This is a genomic window from Actinoplanes sp. NPDC048967 (assembly GCF_040649415.1).
In the GTDB taxonomy this organism is placed as follows: domain Bacteria; phylum Actinomycetota; class Actinomycetes; order Mycobacteriales; family Micromonosporaceae; genus Actinoplanes.
The window spans coordinates 253,338-270,634 of record NZ_JBEZFL010000006.1 but is presented as its reverse complement, the minus strand read 5'-3'; the positions used below and the strand labels follow the sequence as shown (position 1 = coordinate 270,634).

General features: G+C 71.4%; 19 protein-coding genes. 13 read left to right on the top strand and 6 right to left on the bottom strand.

Going from position 1 to position 17,297, the window contains the following annotated elements; translation table 11 throughout:
- Positions 1–84 precede the first annotated feature (84 nt).
- Positions 85–1,611, bottom strand: a complete 1,527-nt coding sequence (locus tag AB0C12_RS26805; RefSeq protein ID WP_360552854.1) for a glycoside hydrolase domain-containing protein — start codon at positions 1,609–1,611, stop codon at positions 85–87.
- 101 nt (positions 1,612–1,712) lie between these two features.
- Positions 1,713–1,958 (bottom strand): SHOCT domain-containing protein, encoded by a 246-nt coding sequence (locus AB0C12_RS26800; RefSeq protein WP_360552490.1) that lies wholly within the window; start codon positions 1,956–1,958, stop codon positions 1,713–1,715.
- A 187-nt stretch (positions 1,959–2,145) separates the two neighbouring features.
- On the opposite strand from AB0C12_RS26800, the gene AB0C12_RS26795 reads away from it, so the two are divergent.
- The 5 genes from AB0C12_RS26795 to AB0C12_RS26775 all read left to right on the top strand — a co-directional run bounded on the left by AB0C12_RS26795 (position 2,146) and on the right by AB0C12_RS26775 (position 4,641).
- Positions 2,146–2,607 (top strand): universal stress protein, encoded by a 462-nt coding sequence (locus AB0C12_RS26795; protein ID WP_360552488.1) that lies wholly within the window; start codon positions 2,146–2,148, stop codon positions 2,605–2,607.
- A gap of 154 nt (positions 2,608–2,761) precedes the next feature.
- Entirely contained in the window at positions 2,762–3,298 is a 537-nt protein-coding gene (locus AB0C12_RS26790; protein ID WP_360552486.1) for a universal stress protein, read from the top strand.
- 112 nt (positions 3,299–3,410) lie between these two features.
- Positions 3,411–3,686, top strand: coding sequence for a hypothetical protein (locus AB0C12_RS26785; RefSeq protein WP_360552484.1), 276 nt, complete (start codon positions 3,411–3,413; stop codon positions 3,684–3,686).
- A 142-nt stretch (positions 3,687–3,828) separates the two neighbouring features.
- Positions 3,829–4,101 carry a DUF1876 domain-containing protein gene (locus AB0C12_RS26780; RefSeq protein WP_360552482.1) on the top strand — a complete coding sequence of 91 codons (273 nt, stop codon included), beginning with the start codon at positions 3,829–3,831 and terminating at the stop codon, positions 4,099–4,101.
- A gap of 12 nt (positions 4,102–4,113) precedes the next feature.
- Complete coding sequence (locus AB0C12_RS26775; protein WP_360552480.1) at positions 4,114–4,641, top strand: DUF2202 domain-containing protein; 528 nt, start codon at positions 4,114–4,116, stop codon at positions 4,639–4,641.
- Positions 4,642–4,653: 12 nt separating this feature from the next.
- On the opposite strand, the gene AB0C12_RS26770 is transcribed toward AB0C12_RS26775, so the two are convergent.
- From AB0C12_RS26770 to AB0C12_RS26760, 3 genes are read right to left on the bottom strand one after another with little or no spacing between them, the layout of a single operon-like run.
- Positions 4,654–6,303, bottom strand: coding sequence for an ABC transporter permease (locus AB0C12_RS26770; RefSeq protein ID WP_360552478.1), 1,650 nt, complete (start codon positions 6,301–6,303; stop codon positions 4,654–4,656).
- Positions 6,290–7,237 carry an ABC transporter ATP-binding protein gene (locus tag AB0C12_RS26765; protein WP_360552476.1) on the bottom strand — a complete coding sequence of 316 codons (948 nt, stop codon included), beginning with the start codon at positions 7,235–7,237 and terminating at the stop codon, positions 6,290–6,292. Before AB0C12_RS26765 ends, AB0C12_RS26770 begins: the two co-directional genes overlap by 14 nt.
- On the bottom strand, positions 7,234–8,448 hold the full coding sequence (locus AB0C12_RS26760) for an ATP-binding cassette domain-containing protein (protein WP_360552474.1): 1,215 nt from the start codon (positions 8,446–8,448) through the stop codon (positions 7,234–7,236). Before AB0C12_RS26760 ends, AB0C12_RS26765 begins: the two co-directional genes overlap by 4 nt.
- Positions 8,449–8,667: 219 nt before the next feature.
- Here AB0C12_RS26760 and AB0C12_RS26755 point away from each other — a divergent pair, with 219 nt between their 5' ends.
- The 3 genes from AB0C12_RS26755 (at position 8,668) to AB0C12_RS26745 (ending at position 10,536) form a co-directional block, all read left to right on the top strand.
- A complete protein-coding gene (locus tag AB0C12_RS26755) occupies positions 8,668–8,970 on the top strand; it encodes a hypothetical protein (RefSeq protein WP_360552472.1) in 303 nt (100 codons plus the stop codon).
- A 116-nt stretch (positions 8,971–9,086) separates the two neighbouring features.
- A complete protein-coding gene (locus AB0C12_RS26750) occupies positions 9,087–9,410 on the top strand; it encodes an HPF/RaiA family ribosome-associated protein (protein WP_360552470.1) in 324 nt (107 codons plus the stop codon).
- Positions 9,411–9,498: 88 nt separating this feature from the next.
- Positions 9,499–10,536 carry a zinc-dependent alcohol dehydrogenase family protein gene (locus tag AB0C12_RS26745; protein WP_360552468.1) on the top strand — a complete coding sequence of 346 codons (1,038 nt, stop codon included), beginning with the start codon at positions 9,499–9,501 and terminating at the stop codon, positions 10,534–10,536.
- 222 nt (positions 10,537–10,758) lie between these two features.
- Here the strand turns inward: AB0C12_RS26745 and AB0C12_RS26740 are convergent, their stop codons facing one another.
- Entirely contained in the window at positions 10,759–11,385 is a 627-nt protein-coding gene (locus tag AB0C12_RS26740; RefSeq protein ID WP_360552466.1) for a DUF1349 domain-containing protein, read from the bottom strand.
- 206 nt (positions 11,386–11,591) lie between these two features.
- On the opposite strand from AB0C12_RS26740, the gene adhE reads away from it, so the two are divergent.
- The 5 genes from adhE (at position 11,592) to AB0C12_RS26715 (ending at position 17,158) form a co-directional block, all read left to right on the top strand.
- Positions 11,592–14,231 carry a bifunctional acetaldehyde-CoA/alcohol dehydrogenase gene (gene adhE, locus AB0C12_RS26735; protein ID WP_360552464.1) on the top strand — a complete coding sequence of 880 codons (2,640 nt, stop codon included), beginning with the start codon at positions 11,592–11,594 and terminating at the stop codon, positions 14,229–14,231.
- Between the two features lie 71 nt (positions 14,232–14,302).
- Positions 14,303–15,232 (top strand): universal stress protein, encoded by a 930-nt coding sequence (locus AB0C12_RS26730; RefSeq protein ID WP_360552462.1) that lies wholly within the window; start codon positions 14,303–14,305, stop codon positions 15,230–15,232.
- Between the two features lie 74 nt (positions 15,233–15,306).
- Positions 15,307–15,582: a DUF1876 domain-containing protein gene (locus tag AB0C12_RS26725; protein ID WP_360552460.1), complete on the top strand. Its 276-nt coding sequence runs from the start codon at positions 15,307–15,309 to the stop codon at positions 15,580–15,582.
- Positions 15,583–15,651: 69 nt separating this feature from the next.
- Positions 15,652–16,236 (top strand): cyclic nucleotide-binding domain-containing protein, encoded by a 585-nt coding sequence (locus AB0C12_RS26720; RefSeq protein ID WP_360552458.1) that lies wholly within the window; start codon positions 15,652–15,654, stop codon positions 16,234–16,236.
- Positions 16,229–17,158 (top strand): universal stress protein, encoded by a 930-nt coding sequence (locus tag AB0C12_RS26715; RefSeq protein ID WP_360552456.1) that lies wholly within the window; start codon positions 16,229–16,231, stop codon positions 17,156–17,158. The genes AB0C12_RS26720 and AB0C12_RS26715 overlap by 8 nt, the downstream gene beginning before the upstream one ends.
- Positions 17,159–17,297 lie beyond the last annotated feature (139 nt).

The following is a 17,297-nucleotide window of genomic DNA, read 5'->3' as shown; positions in this document are numbered from 1 at the left end:
GTGCGGCAGAGTCCGACGTCCCGTCTGCCGGCGGCGAAGGTCCGGCCCGGGCCGACGAGCCCGGGCCGGTGGTGGCAACGCTGCTCAGGCGACGGGGGCGAGCCCCCCGAAGCCGGTCGCGATCTGCACGCCGGAGCGAAGTGCGGTGCCGGTGCCGCGGTAGAGGAGCAGCCGGCCGGTGGACTTCTGCACGGCCACCAGATCGGTGTGTCCGTCACGGTCGAAGTCGCCGACCCCGACGATGTCGCGCATACCGCCCCAGCCGGTGCCGATCTGCTGTCGGGCGCCGAAGCCGCCGGTGCGCCCGGGGTAGAGGTACAGCACGCCGGTGGAGGTGTTGCGGGCCACCAGATCCGGATGGCCGTCGCCGTCGAAGTCCCCGACGCCGGCGAGTTCACTCATCGAGTTCCAGCCGCTGCCCACCTGGACCCGCGGGCCGAGCCGCGGACTCGTCCGCCCGGGATACAGGAAGAGCTTGCCGTCGCTGCTCTGGGCCACCAGCACGTCGGGCTTGCCGTCGCGGTCGAGGTCGCCGATGCCGGTGATCTCGCGCAGGCCGCTCCAGCCCGTGCCGATCCGTGTGCGCGTGCCGAGGCCGGAGCCGGTACCGGGGTAGAACCAGAGGTCCCCGTTCGAGCTCTGCCGGGCGATGACGTCCTCGTGACCGTCCTGGTCGAGGTCCCCGATCCGCACGATCGCGTTCATGCTCTGCCACAGGTGGCCGATCCGGTCCGGGGTTGTCGTGTCGACGAAGCTGCCGTTGCCGTGATACGAGAACACGTCGCCCGAGCTGGTCGTCCGGGCGAGCACGTCGGACCAGCCGTTGCCGTCGAAGTCGGCGAGGCCGGCGGGCGGCAGCGGCGCGATGTCGAGGTAGTCGTTGTCGATGTTGATCGTGACGCCGCCCCACGTCTCGTCGTGGCCGCCGCGGTACTGCTTCATCCGGCGGTGCGGCTGCCAGTAGCCGGCCGGGACGGCGGCGTCGGTCACGGTGGCGATGCCGTCCCAGCGGGCGAAGTCGAGGTAGTCGGGGTGCGCGTACCCGGTGGTGGTGAAGGCGGCCACCTGGTCGGCCACGCCCGATCCCATGCTGCCGTAGAAGCCGGAGAGGTAGCCGAGGTCGTGCAGCCGTACCGTCCAGGCACTGAGGAACGACAGCACGCCCGCCGTACAGGCGGTGTCGCCCGTGCGGTAGGCCTCCATGTCGTAGATCAGCACGCTCTCCGGTGCCAGACCCAGCGCGGTGGCCTGCGCGACCGCGTCCTGAGCCGCGGCCCGGCCCTGGGCGGTGGCCTGTGCGTTGTCGATGAGGTTCTTCTTGTTCGACGTGGTGCAGGACGCCTGCGGTCCCACATAGAGCGGGATCAGGTGCCAGCCGGCCGCCTGTTGCTCGGCGACCCATTCCGCCGTGAGGTTGGGCTGAGCGCAGCCGCGGTTGTTGCCGCCGAAGTAGATGCCGACCGCCCGGTACGGCGAGGCCAGCCAGGCGGTCATCGTGGCGCTCGGAGGAGCCGTGCAGGCGTCGAAGCCGTATCCCGCCGAGGTTCCGGGTTGGCTGCCGGGGTCAGCGGACGCCGCCGCACTCGTCAGCACCACCGGTGCGGCGAGCATCACCGCCGCCAGAGTACGGATGAGGACGCCGACGAGGCGTCGGCGTCTTGTCTGGTAAGTGCCGTCCATGGCTCACCACTTCCGTAGGAGTCCCTGGGTCGTCAGCGACGGCCGGCGCGCAAGGTGTGCAGGCGCTGTTCGTACTCCTCGGTCTGGATCTCGCCACGGGCGAAGCGGTCGGCGAGGACCTGCTCGGCCTCACGCAACGGGTCGGCGTCCGGCGGCGACCCGACCGGTCTCCGCCACAACTGGGCGAGAATCAGCCCGGCGATGAGCAGCAGCGCGGGCAGGACGACAGCGAAGATCATCAGGGTCCAGCCGGCACCCATGCCGTGTCCGTACATCATGGCCTCGGTCCCTTCCAGGGTTCTGCGCTCATGGTCCCGCCGGGCCCGGCCCCGGGACAGGGGCCGGAAGACCTGTTCTGCCCGCGGCCGGGCATTTCGGCTCTGGCCCGGGACGGCGCGGCGGCCCACGGTCGAGGAGGGACCGGGCCGGGCGCCCGAGACCACCCTGATCGATGGGAGGCACGTCATGATGCTGCGAGAGAACGAGAACGCCGCTGAGGTCCGCGACACCGACATCGTCGTGGGCGTGGACGGCTCGCCGTCGTCGAAGGCTGCCCTGCGCTGGGCTCTCGGCCAGGCCCGGCGCACCGGCGGCCGGGTGCAGGCGGTGACGTCGTGGGAGTTCCCGGCCTACTACGGCATGGGTGCGGTGTTCCCGTACGAGGACTTCGCGGCCACGGCCGGCAAGATCCTGAGCGAGGCGGTCCAGGAGGCTCTCGGAGCCGGCGAGCTCGACGTCCCCGTGCTGGAGACCGTGGTGGCCGGGCACCCGGCCCAGGTGCTGATCGACCTTTCGGCGCACGCGGCGCTGCTCGTGGTGGGCTCGCGCGGCCACGGGGCATTCACCGGCACCCTGCTGGGTTCGGTCAGCCAGCACTGCGCGCAGCATGCGCACTGCCCGGTGGTCGTCGTGCGGGGCAAGGGCTGAGCAGCCGGCGCCGGTACCCCGCTGGTCATGACTTCGGTCCCGGCACCGCGTGTCCGACGGCCCGACCGGCCGGCGTGCCGGCGGAGGATCCTGGACTCGGGCCCGGTGACAACGCCGGACGGCAGCGCGCCGGGCCGGGGCAGGAGGCAGGAAGATGTCGACGGTCATGTCGGCGCCACCCGAAGCCCCCTTCAGAGTCGCCGACCGCCCAGTCACCGTCGCCGGTCGGGCGCTCGGTGACCGCACCGGACCCGTCCTCGTCGCGCTCGACGATGACGGCAATCCCGGCGCCCTGCTACGGCACGGCTGGTCGATCGCCGTCGCCCTGGGGGTGCCGCTGCGCGCCACCTACGTCTGGTCCGACTGCCGTCCGCCCGACTGTGACCATCATCGGTGTTGCCACCGTGACCTGGACGGGGCGAGCCGGCTTCTCACCACCCTCATCGACGGGAACCTTTCCGTCGAAGCGGCGCTGCGGGTGGAGCGGGACGTCCTGCACGACGCCGACCCGGCCGAGGCGCTGATCGCGCTCAGCCAGGGCGCCTCGATGCTCCTGGTCGGCGCGTCCAGCCATCGGCCCACCGCGGTCGCTCTCCTGGGGGAGACGACCCGGATGCTGCTGGGGCGGACCTGGTGCCCGTTGATCGTCGTACCGCATCGGCGTCTGTCAGCGACCTGCCTCTCCTGGTGACCGGGGGTCACCCCGCCGGAGGGTGCCCCGACATGCCCTGGCGGACGGGACATCAGGCCCTGCCGCACCGGCCGTGACGACATCGATGATGGCGCACGAGGGGGTGATGAGGATGATCCTCGTAGCGTTCATGACGGTCGCAATGGTGGTGTTCCTCGTCGTGACCGCCTGGTCGGCGATCAGAGAGGGAACGGCTGAGGACGAGGCCGCATCGGGGCGCGGCGCCGGGCAGGCGCGGGAGGTGGCGAAGCCGGAGACGCTGGAAGGCGTCCTCGTCCGGCAACTGCTGGACGCCGAGCTGAGCGGACCGCAGTACCGCCGGGCCATGCAACGGCTGGCCGAACGCGACGCCGAACGTCATCCGATGACCGTGCCGCCGGAGCCCTGAGCCGCCGGGCGTACCGACTCGGGACCAATGGCCCTGCATACGGCACCTCTCCGGGTCTGGGATAGAGGCAAGGAAGGCTCCGGCCGGGCCCGCCGAGGGTCCCGGTGTCACGGTCGTCCTGTGGCCCGAAGGAGGTGCCGTCATGGTCCGTGCGCGTACCTGGACGGTGGAGATCACCATCACTGAGCACGCCGACGAGCGCCGTACCCACGCGGACGCGGTCGTGCGCAGCGCCCGCCCGCTGCCGCACGGAGCCGGCGACGCCCGCCGGCGGCCGGCGGACCAGGAAGTTCCCGAGATCGGCGACGAGCTGGCCACCGCCCGGGCGCTGGCCGACCTCGCGTACAAGGTGCTCGACGCCGCCGCGGACGACATCGAGCACGTCACCCATCGGCCCATGCGGATGCTGTCCTGAGGAGAAGACGCCATGACGGATCGGGGAAACACGTCCGTGCTGGAACCCGCCTGGCGGGATCGAGCCGGATTCTGCGGCGTCGAGGTCCTCGACCAGCCGGCCGGATCGATCAATCCGGTGCAGCGTGCTCACCTGCGCGCCGTGGCGGTCCAGATCAAGATGGTGCACGACCTGCTCGTCGCCTTCGCCGACGAGTACGCGCCGTTCCCGGCCGAGCTCGTCGCGGCGCAGACCCGCGAGCTGGTCGCTGTCCGTCTGTTGCTCGAACGCTACGCCGTGGACGACCCGGGTACGCAGCTGCGCCCCGGCCTGTTCTCCGACCCCGCGGCGCAACACGACTACCAGCGGCTACGGGCGCGCGGCAGGTCGGGCCGAGCGACCGCGTTGCACGTGGTCGCGGTGGCTCTGCGGGAGACCGTCGCGCTCCTGCGGCCGCTGCCTGCGGGCCTGAGCGCCCCGGACATGCGCAATGTGTACTTCCAGCTCCTCACGTCATCCCAGCGGCAGTCCCGCATCGTGCAGGCGTGGAGCGCCCGGTGACGGCCCGTGTGGTCAGTCCCGGTGCAGACCTCTGAGACGGACGACGAGCAGGCCGGCGACAGTCCAGGCGGCGACGACCGCGAGGTGGCCGGTGGCGATGCCGGTGCCCGGCCCGGCCGGGGAGGTGGCGGCCAGCAGTGCCGCCGCGAGGTGCTTGAGGGGGAACAGGTTTCCGACGGCGGCCAGCCAGCCGGGCGGCGGCACGTCGCCGACCATGAAGACGTCGGACACGAAACTCAGCGGCAGGAGCGTGCCCAGAGTGACCGCGACCAGCGAGGTGGCCGAGCGCAGCAGGGCGACGGCGGCCAGCCCGAGGCAGGCGAAGCACGAGACCCCCAGCACGAGACCGACCGCCAGCGCCGGCCACCGCGCGACGTCGATGCGGACGTCGAGGAACAGCACGGCGACCGCGCAGAGCAGCACCGTGGACAGCACTGACACCACGAGTACCGCGAAGATGCGCCCGGCGACGTACCACCGCAACGCCAGGGGGGTGCCGAGCAGCCGTTTGAGGACGCCGCTGCCGCGGGCCTGGGCGACGTCCTCCGGCATGTTCACGTAGCCGGCGACCGCGATCGCGTACGCCGTCAGGCCCGGGAGCAGGTACTGCGCCGCGGTCAGCCCGTGCACCGGACCGGCGCCGAACACCGTGGGAAACAGCCCGAGCAGCAGGACCGGGAAGATCACCGCGAAGAAGACGGCCAGTGGGTCGCGCCACTGGCTGGTCAGGGCGTACCGGATCTGCCCGAGGAGCAGTGCCGGAGCGGTCCGGCGACCGGTCCGCACCGGGCGCAGCTCGGGGGCGGCCGGTGCCGGCCCGGTCCGCACCGGCGCCGTGGCCACGTCGGCCGACCTCGACCCGCGCGGCATCCAGCCGAAGCGCCGCAGCGCGACGACCGCACCCAGCAGGCCCCACGCCGCCATCATCAGCAGATCGGCGGGCCGGAAGCCGTACCCGCCGGCCGGGTCGAAGGTCTGCGCCATCGCGCGCGCGAAGTGCCGCAGCGGCAGCGCCGAGCCGATCCGGTCCAGCCACGCCGGCAGATCGGCCCCGACGATGAAGACGTCGGAGATGAAGGCCAGCGGGATCAGCAGTCCCTGGGTCAGCGTCTGCGCGATGAGCGCCGTGCGGGTCAGCGCCACCAGGGCCAGGCCGAGAGCCGAGAAACACCCGATGCCCACCGCCAGCGTCAGCAGCAGTGCCGGGGTCTTCCGCCAGACGAGGTGCACGCCGTAGAAACCGGCACCGACCCCGGTCAGCAACGCCGTAGCCGCGGCGGACACCACGGCCATGGCCGCCACCCGCGCGGCGAGCACCGTCCACACCGGCCCCGGCGTGCCGCGCAACCGCATCAGGACACCCCGTTCCCGCAGCCCGGCGGTGTCGGTGGCCAGCACGACGAATGTCGCCTCGGCCACTCCGAAGACCGCGAACGGCGCCACCAGGAACTGCGCCACCGGCACTCCCGCACCGGTCATCTCGTTCCCGACGACGGCGGACACGATGCTCAGGAAGGCCAGCGGGAAGATCAGCGTGAAGAACGCCGACCCGGGTGAGCGGGTGAAACCGCGCAGAGCGTGAGCGGTCAGGGCCCGCACCGGGTGCGGCAGCGAGCGGGTGGGCTGCGCCGGGGGTGTGGCCGGGCGTTCATCGGTCGTCATCCGCCGGCTCCCCGGTGAGACTGAGGTAGGCATCCTCGAGCACGGGAGGCGTCAGGGTCAGCTCCGGCAGATCGAGGCAGTTCGCCGCGGCCCACTCGGTCAGCCGGCGGGTGTCGGCCAGAGCCCGGTGCGTGAGGACGACGATGTCCGCGTCCTTGGCCCGCAGGCTGCCGGACATCGGCGGCAGCCGGTCCACGGTGAAGCCGGCCGGCAGCCGGAACGACAAGCGGCTCGGCAGGCCGCATCGAGCCTGCAGGTCGCTCGGCCGTCCCCAGGCGACCAGTCGCCCGGCCCGCAGCACGGCCACCCGGTCGGCGAGCCGTTCGGCCTCCTCGATGTAGTGGGTGGTGAGCAGGATCGTCGTACCGACAGCACGCAGCCGGGCGATGAGCTCCCAGGCGTGGTGGCGGGCCGCGGGGTCGAATCCCGTGGTCGGTTCGTCGAGGAACAGCAGGTCGGGCGCCCCGGCGAGGCCCAGAGCGAGATCCAGGCGGCGCCGTTGCCCACCGGACAACGCCTTCACCCGGGTACGGCGGCGGTCGGCCAGACCGACCAGCTCGGCGAGTTCGTCCGGGTCACGCCGGCGCGGATACAGCGACACCTGCAATTTCAGCAGTTCGGCCACCGTGAACTCCTCCTCGAACCCGGCCGTCTGCAGCACGATGCCGATCCGTTCCCGGTAGGAGCGCCCGCCGTCAGCCGGATCGAACCCGAGGACGGACACCTTCCCGCTGTCCCGCGACCGGTAGCCCTCGAGGATCTCCACCGCCGTGGTCTTGCCGGCTCCGTTGGGCCCGAGCAACGCGACGGTCTGTCCCGCCTCCACGGTGAAGCTGATCCGGTCCAGCGCCAGCAGGGACCCGTACCGGCGGGTGAGGCCGGCGACGACGATGGCCGACGCATCCCGGTGTGTGCCGGTCGTCGTGACACTCATGGTGCCGCCGCGCCCGCAGTGGCCGGCGCCGGGTCGGCAGCGACCGAAGCGATCGCCTCGCCGGTCTGCGGATCGAAGAAGTACGCCTCGCGGAGGTCGACGGTCAGCACCGCGGCGCGACCGATGGCCACGTCGGCGTGCTGGACGACCTTGGCGGTCCACAGCTGCGACGCGGCCGCTTCGTCCACGGTGATGGGCACCTCGTCGGCAGCGCCGGCGGCGTCGGCGTCAGCGACGCGGGGCGCGTCGAACAGCAGGTGCTTCTCGTCGCCCAGAGCCTCGACGCCCAGCGGCACGACGTGCAGCGCCGGTCCCTCGGACGCCGCGGAGGCGACGGCGAAGGCGGCGGGCCGGAGGCCGATGACGATCTGCCGGCCGCGGTACGGCGCCAGCCCGGGCCGACGGGTCAGCACCTCCGGCAGCGGGAAGGTGACGCCACCCAGCGTCACGCTGACCGGATCCTCGCCACTGAGGGTGACGGTCGCGAAGTTCATGCTCGGCGAACCCATGAAGCCGGCGACAAACCGGTTGGCCGGCGCCTGGTACAGCTCCTCCGGCGTGCCGACCTGCTGCAGCCGCCCCCGGTCGATGACCGCGATCCGGTCGCCGAGGGTCATCGCCTCCACCTGATCATGAGTCACGTAGACGGTGGTGATCCGGTAGCGCTGGTGCAGCCGGGACAATTCGGCGCGCATCGACACCCGCAGTTTCGCGTCGAGGTTGGACAGCGGCTCGTCCATGAGGAACACCCGTGGCTGCCGTACCATCGCCCGGCCCATGGCCACGCGCTGGCGCTGGCCGCCGGAGAGCGCGGCCGGCTTACGGTCCAGCAGTTCGGACAAACCCAGCAGGCGGGCGATCTCGCGGACCTGACGGTCCACCTCGGCCGCGGGTACGCGTCGCAGCCGCAACGCGAAGCCCATGTTCTGCCGCACCGTCATGTGCGGGTAGAGCGCGTAGTTCTGGAACACCATCGCGATGTCGCGTTCCTTGGGAGCCCAGTCGGTGACGGGTTCGCCATCGATCAGGATGTCGCCGCCACTGGCGTCCTCGAGGCCGGCGATCATTCGCAGCACCGTCGACTTGCCGCAGCCGGACGGACCGACCAGCACGAGGAACTCTCCGTCGGCCACGGTCAGGGTGAAGTCCTCGACCGCTGTGGTGCCGCCGGGAAAGACCTTGGTCAAGTGTTCCAGCCGTACCACCGACATGGCTCGCCTCCACTCGCCGGCCGGCACCGCGCCGGCAGTCCTGTCTTCAGCGAACCGCCGCTCGGTGCGGGCCGACAGGGTCTCCCGGCCCGCTGCCGCCGCTGATCGGCCCGTGCCGGGTCCGGCGGGACGTTCGGCTCTGTCGTCATCCGCACCCGGAGACGACGCTGAAGAAGGAATGTGCTCGCCTTCGCGCTCCGGCCGGTTCCGGGAGGTGCCGTGGACACGCTGACCATCGTCGTGTGGTTCCTCATCGCCGTCCGGCTGATCCTGCTGCTGCCGCCACCTCGGCGCGGACCGGCACGTACGCGTCCGCCGGTCGACGCCGCGCCCCAGGCCCGGGTCGATGCCTGTCTGGGTGAAGTGCTGGCGCTGCCACCGGAGCCGGCGCCGTGCGTGGAGTCCGACCTGTACCGACGATTGACCGCGGGGACCATCAGCCGCGAACGCTACCGTGCGGAGATGGCCGCGCTTGCCGTCCAGGACCAGCAGGCGCACCCCGTCGATCCGCCGCACGCCTGACCGCGGCGCGGATCCACCGGCCGGACCCGCAGCCGACTCGGGTCCAAGGTCCCTGGTTCCGCGGCTCCGCAATGGTGATCGTGGAGGCAGATCCTCACCGTCTCGGAGGTCACGCCATGACGTACATCGGTTCCGCTCTTCCCGTACACGTCCGAACTCACGGCGCTGTTCCGCCGGAGGCGACGGACTACGCGGTGGCCAAGCTCGACGCGGCTCTGCAGCACGCCCCGGATCCCGTGGTCGCCTCCTGGATCACCCTGGACGCGGCGGCGCCCGGCGACCGGGTCGACGCCCACGTGAACATCGGCGGCGTCCACGTGCACGTGCACGCGGTGGGGGAGACCCTGCAGGAGGCCACGGACCTCATGCAGGAGCGGCTGCGCTCGCGGCTGCGCCGCATCCGCCGCCGGCCCACCCACAGCATGTCCGGCTCGATCTGAGCACGGGGACAGGCCGGACGGCCCTGCCGCCGGCCGGGTCGGCCGGGGCACCGTCGACAGGGGCACCGCAACACTCGAAGGAGGCGTCATGAAGGCACTCGTCTACGGCGGGCCGGGACAGCGTTCCTGGACCGAGGTTCCCGATCCACACATCCAGGATCCGAAGGACGTGGTCATCCGCGTCGACGCGGTCACCATCTGCGGCACGGACCTGCACATCCTCGGCGGCGACGTGCCCGAGGTGACCCCGGGCCGGATCCTGGGGCACGAGGCGGTCGGCACCGTCGTCGAGGCCGGTGCGGGGGTGAGCGCGCTCGCCGTCGGCGACCGCGTGCTGGCGTCCTGCATCTCGGCCTGCGGCGTGTGCCGGTTCTGCCGGGAAGGCAGCTACGGTCAGTGCCTCGGCGGCGGTGGCTGGATCCTCGGCCACACCGTCGACGGAGTGCAGGCCGAGTACGCCCGCATCCCGTTCGCCGACCTGTCGACCTACAAGCTGCCGTCCTCGGTGACCGACGAGGCCGCCGTGCTGCTCGCCGACATCCTGCCGACCTCCTACGAGGTGGGCGTGCTCAACGGCCGGGTCAGCCCCGGGGACACGGTCGTGGTGGTCGGCTCCGGACCCATCGGTCTGGCTGCCGTCCTCGGTGCCCGGCTCTTCTCCCCGGCCCACGTCATCGCGGTGGACAAGGCCGAGAGCCGCCTGCAGGCGGCAAAACTGTTCGGCGCTGACACCACGATCCTGGCCGGCGACGATCCGCTCGCCGTCGTCCGGTCGCTGACCGGCGGGCTCGGCGCCGACGTGGTCATGGAGGCGGTCGGCACCCCGGAGACCTTCGAACTCTGCACCACGCTGGTCCGTCCGGGCGGGCGGGTGGCGAACATCGGCGTGCACGGCAAGCCGGCCACGTTGCACCTGGAAGACCTGTGGATCCGCAATGTCACCATCACGACCGGCCTGGTGGACACGTACTCGACGCCCAAGCTGCTCGACATGCTCGTCGCCGGGCAGCTCGACACCGGCCACATGGTCACCCACCGCTTCGCCCTGGACGAGATCGTGCCGGCGTACGACGCGTTCTCCCGCCCGGCGCAGACGGGCGCGCTGAAGGTCGTGCTGACGCGCTGATCGCAGGGGCCGGACCCGGAAGGCCGGGTCCGCCCCACGGACCGGGCGTCCCGTGGAGCAGGTCGGATGACTCTGACAGAGCCGGGGCACCGTGGGGATGATCGAGGGAGGAGGGCTCGTCGCCGCAGCGGCCCGAGATGACCTGCCCCCTTTCTCGAGGCCCGCGGGGCGAGCCTTCCGCCGTGAGCGCGAGGCCCGGCCACGACCGGCCGGGCACCGTCGTCATGAGCCGTCGCGGAGATCCGCGAGGCGCCGGGGCTCGAAGCTGACGCGGTCGAAGGTCACGGTGCAGCCGTCGCCGGTGGGTGACTGGGCCTCGAAGCCGATCCGGTGGCCGGCGATGTCGTCCCCGAGATGAAACACGCGGACCAGTTGCCAGGTCGCGCCGTCGACCGAGGCGTGGTAGGCGTAGCTCCGGTCGATACGGGAGACGCGCAGCCAGACGACGTGGTCTTCGACGGTGAACGCGTTGGCGTCGTCGGAGACGCCCCGGGTGACCACGGAGACGACCATGGGCGCCGAGGCCGGGGAGAATTCGAAGCAGAACTTTCCCCAGTGCCGCTCGTCGGCCCACAGCAGCAGGACCCCGGCGTCGTACTGGGCCCGGAAGTCGACGCTGACCCGAGCACTGAACTGGAAGTCGCCGGCGGGTGGCAGGCCGAGCAGAGTCGCGGCGTTCAGCATCGTCTCGGCGTCCGCGGCGTCCGCCCCGCCGGGATTGATGTAGAGGTCGGTGTGGGCCGGGGCGGCGGCGATGACCGACCCGGTGGCGTGGTCGTGCCGCCACACTTGGGGAGGTGAGGCGGTCACGGGGAACGGAAGCGGGGATCCGTCCGGCACCTGGCTCATGGAGCTGCTCCTGTCGGTATCGCGGCGGATCGCCGCTCGCGGTGGCTCAGAAGCCTAGCGGTGACCCCCGGCCGCCGGATGTGTCCGGTGCGGGACCAACGGCCCGTCAGGTCGGGTCGTTGCGGTCGGGTGCGATGACGTCCGGCTGGCAACAGTGGACGGTGAGCGGGCGGTACGCGCCGGCTCCCGACCAGGAGGATGCCGCCATGGCCGACACAGCCACCGTCGCCGCAGTGCCCGTCGAGGCACCGGACGAGATCGACAGCATGGTCACCGCGCTGGTCGAGCACGGTCTCTCGGCGCTGGCCGCGTACGACGCGTTCACCCAGGAGCAGATCGACACCATCGTCGCCAAGGCGTCGGTGGCCGCGCTGAGCCGGCACACCGAGCTGGCCCGGCTGGCCGTCGAGGAAACGGGCCGGGGAGTGTTCGAGGACAAGGCCGTCAAGAACATCTTCGCCTGTGAGCACGTGCCTCATCACATGGCCGGACTCAAGACGGTCGGGGTCGTCTCCCGGGACGAGATCAACGGCATCGTCGAGATCGCCGAGCCGGTCGGCGTGGTCTGCGCGGTCACTCCCGTGACCAACCCGACCTCCACGACGATCTTCAAGGCGTTGCTCTCCCTCAAGACCCGCAATCCGGTCATCTTCGCCTTCCACCCGGCCGCTCAACGGTGCAGCGCCGAGGCGGCGCGCATCGTCCGCGACGCGGCGATCGAGGCCGGCGCACCGGAACACTGCGTCCAGTGGATCGAGAGTCCGTCCGTCGCGGCAACGGGTGCCCTCATGCGCCATCCCGGGGTGTCGGTCATTCTCGCCACCGGCGGCAATGCCATGGTGCGGGCGGCCTATTCGGCCGGGAAGCCGGCTCTGGGCGTCGGTGCGGGCAACGTGCCCGCGTACGTGCACCGTGACGCGAAGCTCCCCCGCGCCGTGCACGATGTCGTGCTCTCCAAGTCGTTCGACAACGGGATGATCTGCGCCTCCGAACAGGCCGCGATCATCGACGCGGAGATCTATCCCGCCGCGCTGGCCGAGTTCAGCAGGCTGCACGCCTACCGGGCCACCGCGCAGGACAAGGCCAAGCTCGAGCAGTTCATCTTCGGGGCGGCGGCGGGCAGCGCCGACTGCGCCGAGGGCCGGCTCAACGCGGAGGTCGTGGGCCGCAGCGCCCACTGGATCGCCGAGCGGGCCGGCTTCACCGTGCCGCCCGACACCTCGATCATCCTGGTCGAGGTGGACGGCGTGGGACCGCACGAGCCACTGACCCGCGAGAAGCTGTGTCCGGTGCTGGCGGTGCTGCGGGCCGGGTCCACGCAGCAGGGCTTCGACCTGGCCGCGCAGATGGTGGAGTTCCACGGCCTGGGACACAGCGCGGTCATCCACACCGAGAACGAGGCCGTCGCCGAGGCGTACGGCCGGCAGGTCAAAGCGGTCCGCATCATCTGGAACGCACCGGCCTCCCAGGGCGGTATCGGCGACATGTACAACGCCTTCCTACCCTCGCTCACGCTGGGCTGCGGCAGTTACGGGCGCAACTCGGTGTCCCACAACGTCACGGCGGTGGATCTGATCAACATCAAGCGGATCGGCCGGCGCAGCAACAACCTGCAGTGGTTCAAGGTACCGCCGAAGATCTACTTCGAGCCCAACTCGATCCGGTACCTGGCCGACATGCCCGGCGTGCGACGGGTCACGGTCGTCACCGACCACACCATGACCCGGCTGGGCTACGTGGACCGGATCATCACCGTGCTGCAGCACCGGCCGGAGCGGGTGGCCCTGCAGATCATCGACGACGTCGAGCCCGAGCCCAGTCTGGCCACCGTGGACCGCGGTGCGGAGCTGATGCGTTCCTTCCGGCCGGACACCATCATCGCGCTCGGCGGCGGATCGGCCATGGACGCGGCGAAGGTGATGTGGCTGCGCTACGAGCACCCGGAGGTGGTCTTCTCCGACATGCGGGAGAAGTTCTTCGACGTGCGCAAGCGGGCCTTCACCTTCCCCACCCTGGGCGAGCGGGCCCGGCTGGTGTGCATCCCGACCACCTCGGGCACCGGGGCGGAGGTCACCCCGTTCGCCGTCATCACCGACAGCACGACCGGCAAGAAGTACCCCCTGGCCGACTACGCGCTGACGCCCAGCGTCGCGATCGTCGACCCGGTGCTGGCCGCCGATCTGCCGCCGGCGATCACGGCGGACAGCGGTTTCGACGCGCTGACCCACGCGATCGAGTCGTACGTGTCCGTCTACGCCAACGACTTCACCGACGGGCTCGCGCTGCAGGCGATCAAGATGATCTTCGGTTACCTCGGCCGCTCCGTCGCCGACGGCACGAACGACCCGGAGGCCCGGGAGAAGATGCACAACGCCGGCACCATCGCCGGCATGGCGTTCGGCAGCGCCTTCCTGGGCATCGTCCACGCCCTGTCACACACCCTGGGCGCGACTTTCCACATCGCCCACGGCCGGACCAATGCCGTGCTGCTGCCGCACGTCATCCGCTACAACGGCTCGGTGCCGGCGAAACTGACCGGCTGGCCCAAGTACGAGAGCTACCGGGCCCCCGAACGCTTCCAGGACATCGCCCGGGTGCTCGGGCTGCCCGCCGCCACGCCCCAGGAGGGTGTGGAGTCGTTGGCTCAGGCGGTGGAGCAGCTGCGCCGTGACGTCGGGATCCAGGAGTCGTTCCAGCAGATCGGCGTCGACGAGCAGGCTTTCCTGGACGCGGTGCCGCAGCAGTCCCTGAACGCCTACCAGGATCAGTGTGCGCCGGCCAACCCGCGGATGCCGATGCTCGACGACATGCAGGACATCATGCGGGCCGCGTACTACGGCAAGTGACGGACCAAAGTCCCGGGCATCCCGGTCCGTCGGCCGTTCTGCCGGATCGCCCCCGCGCCTACGTTCAAGGTATGCACACCGTCGTGTCGGACCCGCAGCAGCTTCCCGTCGTGGTCGCGATCGACCAGGCCCGGGAACACCTGGCCATCGTCGATCTCGGGGTCGAGGAGGCGGCGCGACGGCATGCGTCCCTGGTCATCGTGCACGTCTGGCCGAGTCGGCACAGCACCGAAACGCGGGTCCGCAGCCCGCTGCCGACCGAGGCGGACGGCCGGCACCTGCTCGACCTCGCGGCGCGGCGGGCCCGCCATCAGGCGCCCCGGCTGGAAGTCAGCACCGAACTGCTCAACGGCAGGGCGTCCACCGTGCTGACCGAACGATCAGCCTCGGCACGGCTGCTGGTGCTGGGTCATCGCGACGAAGCGCTGACCCAGCCCAGCTGGGGGTCGACGGCGACGTATCTCGCCCACCAGAGTGCCTGCCCCCTGCTCGTGCGCCGCGGGACCGCACCGCGGCGCGGGCCGGTGGTGCTGGCCGCCTCGGGTCAGCAGCGGTCCACATCGACCGTGGCCTGCGCTTACGATGAGGCGGTCCGGTACGGGGCGCATCTGGTGGCTCTGCACGTGGTGGCCTCCTCGACCGGTCCGGAGGTCTCCGCGGGCGAGGGCGGTCGCGGCGCCGACCGGGCCCAGGCCGACCGGCAGCTCGCCGAGGCACTGGCCGGCTGGGCCTGGACGTACCCGGATGTGGTCGTCGAGCGCCTGATCGTGCAGGACACCGATATCGGCTACACCCTGCAGCGGGCCGCCGGGCGGAGTCGCCTCCTGATCGCCGGGATGGGCCGGACCGGCCGTTTCGCCGAGCTCGTCTACGGCTCACTCGGCATCGCCGCCATGCGCGCCGCGGTTTGTCCGGTGCTGTTGATCCCGCCCGCTTGGCGTTCCCGGCCCGTCGATGAGACGGCCGGCTCCCCGGCGATGCCGGGCCACAACGTGACCTAAGCCTCTGCCGGACCGGCCTGCGCGGGGCTGAACTGAGAAGGTCTTGTCACTACGACCGCGAAGAAGGTGCTGTCATGGTCCACACGCGGACCTGGCGGATCGAGATCGACATCAACGAACACGACGACGAGCGGCGTACCCGAGCCGTCGCGCGGCTGTACAGCGGTACGACGGAGCCACTGCGAGCGGAGGGGCTCGCCCGGCGCCGCCCCGCCGATCCCGAGGTCCCCGAGATCGGTGACGAGCTCGCGGTCGCCCGCGCCCTGGCGGATCTGGCCCACCAGCTGCTTGATGCGACCGCCGGCGACATCGAGCGCCTCACCCACCGGCCGACCCAGCTCACCTCCTGACCCCGGGTCCAGTCACCGCGAGTGACACATGTCCGCGATCCGGGTCTAGCGCCCAGGCAGGAGACACAGATGTCGCCACTGACGGTATTCGACGAGCTGGTCCTGCATCCGCTTCTCGGGGACCTGCCCATGGGCTGGTTGCAGCGGCTCGCGGTGCACGGCCGCCGCGTCGTGCGGCCCGCCGGGTACCGGTTGTGCTCGCAGAACGGGCCGGCCGACAACTTCTGGCTGCTGCGATCCGGTGCCGTCGCCCTCGACACCTACCTGCCCGGCCGCGGCGATGTCGTGATCGAGCTCGTCGGTGTCGACGGCGTGGTCGGCTGCACCTGGCTCGTGCCGCCGTACCGGTGCACGGTCGGAGCGGTGGTGGCCGACAAGATCCGGGCGGTGGAGTTCCGGGCCGCCGGCGTGCGCGACCTGATCGGTGCGGATCCTGCGCTGGGCCTCGAGCTGACGACGCGGTTCGTCGCCGTTCTGACCCGCCGGTTGGGGGCCTCCACCCGGCAACTGGTGGAGCTGTCGGCGGACCGCGAGAGCAGATGTCTGCTGCCGCGGCCGGGCCAGCGGGGGCAGGACCTCCGGCCCTGTCCTGAGCACAGTCGATCAGCTGTGCTGGATATGAAGGATCGGCACCAGGAGGCTGGCGATGAGTGACATCGACACCCAGAGAACGCAACGAGAAGGCCGGCGGGCTGCCGGCGACATTCGTCGTGCGACTCCCTACAGCGAGGCGGTCAACCGCTATCTCGGCGCCTACGGCTACCGCGAGACCCGCGACACCACGCCGACGCCGGCACCGTCCCGGCCGGACCGGACCGAGGCAGGCCTCGTGCTGGTCGGGGTGGACGACAGCCCGATCAGCTACACCGCCGTGGACCACGCCGCGATCGAGGCCGAGCTGCGCGGCTGGGAGCTGCGGCTGGTCCACGTGCAGCACGGCGGCACCGCCCGGTACCCGGCCCGCGATCTCGGTGCGCGGCTGCTCGAGCGGATGACCGACCGGGTGCACGGATACTCCCCGAGCGTCGCCGTGACCAGCCACCTCGTGATCGGCGCGCCGGCCACGATGCTGCTGGCGGAGGCCGGGTCCGCGGACCTGGTCGTGGTCGGGCATCAGCACGGTATCGCCGGCGCCACCCTCGGCATGACGGTCGGAGACCGGGTGGCGACCCGTCACCCCGGTCCGGTCCTGGTGGTACGAGTGCCCGGTTGGCCGCCCGGCCCGCACTTCGCCACCCGGCCGATCGTGGTGGGCGTGGACGCCTCACCGACATCGTCGCGCACGATCGTTTTCGCGATGCGTGAAGCCCAGCTGCGCGGCTGTGAGCTGATCGAGATGCACGCGACAGCCGATGGTCCCGCCCCGGCTGACCGGGCGGACGAGCGCGACGGTGTCGTCGTCCACCACAGAACGGTCGTGGGTGATCCGATCACCGCGCTGCTGGGCGCGTCCGGCAGGGCCGCGGCCGTCATCGTGGGCAGGCACGGCAAGCGTCCCGTCACCGACGCGCTGATGGGGTCGGTGAGCCGCGCCCTGCTCCAGCGGGGCGACTGCCCGGTGTTCCTGGTCGGCTGAAAAGCGCGTGCTCGAGGCCCTCGCGGGCGGGCTCGACCATGCCGCAGGGCTACACCGGTCTGCGGATGACCGCTGACATGTGCTGGGCGACCCGCCCGCCCCGGTGCGGGAGCTGCGCGCGATCGAGGCGGCGGCCGCC